Source organism: Endozoicomonas sp. YOMI1, assembly GCF_024606345.1.
Classification (GTDB): domain Bacteria; phylum Pseudomonadota; class Gammaproteobacteria; order Pseudomonadales; family Endozoicomonadaceae; genus Endozoicomonas.
In genome coordinates this window covers 1-2,216 of sequence record NZ_JAHHPM010000236.1, presented here as the reverse complement: position 1 = coordinate 2,216, position 2,216 = coordinate 1, and the positions used below count along the sequence as shown (strand labels likewise).

The 2,216-nt window shown below is 42.3% G+C and carries 1 protein-coding gene and 1 pseudogene; one reads left to right on the top strand and one right to left on the bottom strand.

Translation table 11 applies throughout. The features are described from left to right. A pseudogene (locus tag KDK15_RS08275) lies at nucleotides 1-391 on the bottom strand (IS4 family transposase); the annotation flags it as partial. Between the two features lie 192 nt (nucleotides 392-583). Here KDK15_RS08275 and KDK15_RS08270 point away from each other — a divergent pair. Beyond that, nucleotides 584-1,987, top strand: a complete 1,404-nt coding sequence (locus KDK15_RS08270) for a hypothetical protein (protein ID WP_257294882.1) — start codon at nucleotides 584-586, stop codon at nucleotides 1,985-1,987. Nucleotides 1,988-2,216: the final 229 nt, after the last annotated feature.

Below are 2,216 nucleotides of genomic sequence, written 5' to 3'. Positions count from 1 at the left end.
GCTCGACGGCAGCAGGACTGACCGTTGAGAACCTGCCGGGAAATGCTTCCTTCAGGGCATTGTAAACGGCTTGTGATGAACCGTCCTGAATCAGAATGTGCTCAAACTCTGAAAATGGACTGTCTTCATCAAACGCCATGACTTTGCGGGAAAATATTTCCAGACACTGCACCCATAGCCACAGGATAAAAGTAGGCAGCGCGTCCTTTTTAGCTTGATTTGTCCAAGAGTGATAGGAGACATTCAGCCCTGTCAACTCGTTAAATTTACGGTGTAGATCCGCCAGGGTATCGCAGTTTCCATCACCAGAGGAGGCATCGATCAGTGAGAGGATAAAATCCAAAGGTCGGATATTTCGCTCTCGTATAGTAAAACCAAGCTGTTCCGCCATACTGAGAAGTTCTGTCCGATCAAAACAGGTCAGCAGTTTTTTTTAACTAATCTACTATTTGTAGTACTCATCCAGTAATTCCCACAACGACTGAAAGCCCGCTGTTCCCAAGGTCTGGAAGCTTACAGGACAATTTCAGCTACGCAGTCTAAAATAGATGATGCTTTTGGCAAAATAGCAACACAGTATCCTATGCCTACCTCTCATAATCATTCGGTTACTACTGACCTCATTGATCTTGTCTTTGAACAAGTTCAAGAGATTCCCGATCCTCGCTCACAAAAAGGGCGCTCATCAAATATTTCCATTTCCGATTTGTTTATGTATGCCCTTGCTGTTTTTCATAACAAAAATCCATCGTTACTGGCCTGCGATGACAAACGTGAACAGCCCACTATCAAGGAAAACGCCAAGAGTTTATATCATGTTCAAAATATACCCTGTGATACCTATCTGAGATCAATAATTGATCACGTTAAGACAAAGCATATTCGACCACTGTTTCTCGCCCTTTTTGCTTATTGTCAGCGTCTTGGGAAATTGAAACATTTTCAATATTTTAAAGAGGGCTACCTGGCTCCCATTGATGGCACACAAACTTTTACGTCAAAGAGTATCAATTGTAAAAACTGTTGCACAAAAAACGCCGACAATCCTAAAAAAACAACTGTTTTCTATCATCAGTTATCCGCGATCTGTCTTGTAAAGCCAGGATTGAAAACAGTTCTGCCGTTAATGCCAGAACCTATTACTCAACAAAAAGATGCTTCCAAAAATGACTGTGAAGTGCGCGCCCTTGAACGCATTCTGGAAGATCTCTCCAGGGAACACTACCACCTGAAATTGGTACTGGGTTTAGATGGTCTCTATTCCAAGGGGCCAACCCTTAAACTCATCCGGTCTTATGGTCACAATTTTATCGCTGTTGCCAAGGACAGTGATCATGAGGCTTTGCTGGAAGCCGTTGATGATCTGGACCGGGAAGGCAAAGTCCGTCGGTTCACTTATACCGACAAACGGGGTCACCGGCATTCGTTTCGCTACGTAAACGATGTTCCACTCAATAAGTCACATCCTGATTTTATGGTCAATTATGTCGACTATGTGGAAACGGATTCGGATGGAAAAATAAAGTACTGCAATAGCTGGGTAACCAGCCTGCCCATTCACAACCATATGTGTTGCATGAAAATCATGCGAGGAGGACGCGCACGGTGGTTAATTGATAATGAAACGTTCAATACACTGAAGAATTTGGGTTACAGTCTTGAGCATAACTATGGTCATGGTGAAGAGAATCTGGCAAGCAACTTTGCCTGTCTGATGTTTCTTGCCTTTCTGATTGATCAAATTGTTGAGCTTTCCTGCCCATTATTTAATGAAGCGCTGGAGGCTAACAAGCGGAAAAAGATTTTTTGGGAAAAGCAGAGGAATTTTTTTGAGATTTTTGTGGTTAGTTCCTGGGTGTTATTCATGAAGGGGCTGATCTTGCAGGGTACACCTGAACCAAAACCGAAAGGCAAGCGAGTGAAACCAAGTGAACAGCCAAAACGGAAAATGATCAGCATCCGGAGTTTATTCCCTGATACGGCATAGTTACCAAATAATAACCCATTTTCTTCAGTGAATTTAAGTTAACCTATGGATCAGATTTTGTTCTGAGTTTTTTTTTTGTGTCCAAAAAAGTAATGAGACAATTAAGGAAAAATCTCAGGGCGGTTGCACCTGATGTACGATAGTTTATATTTTGTTGTACTCATGATTGCCAGCGTTGTTGATCGTATATTCCCAGACAATCCAGATCGTAATTCAGGCCGAATTCTCA

Coding starts and splice junctions, on each gene's coding strand:
- KDK15_RS08270 (WP_257294882.1), top strand. CDS start 584: ATGCCTACCTCTCATAATCATTCGGTTACTACTGACCTCATTGATCTT.